Below are 230 nucleotides of genomic sequence, written 5' to 3'. Positions count from 1 at the left end.
GTGGCCACCGGGCGAAGGGCCATTCTCGTACGGCGGTGGCCGGGCGTGGCGTGCACGCGGCTGCAGCCGCCCTGAACGGCACCTTCGCCTACGTCACCAACTCCATTTCGAGCACGGTGTCGGTGATCGACACGGCCACCAACACCGTCACCGCCACCGTGCCCGTCGGCAACTTTCCAAATTTTGTGGCGGTGAGCCAGGACGGCTCCCACGTCTACGTCACCAACGCT

At 66.1% G+C, this 230-nt stretch carries 1 pseudogene; it reads left to right on the top strand.

Going from position 1 to position 230, the window contains the following annotated elements:
* Window positions 1-50: 50 nt before the first annotated feature.
* A pseudogene (locus tag AB0N17_RS46790) lies at window positions 51-230 on the top strand (hypothetical protein); the annotation flags it as partial.

This window comes from Streptomyces sp. NPDC051133, assembly GCF_040682635.1.
GTDB lineage: Bacteria > Actinomycetota > Actinomycetes > Streptomycetales > Streptomycetaceae > Streptomyces.
Note: the sequence above shows the minus strand (reverse complement) of the source record. Positions and strands in the feature narration are given on the sequence as shown.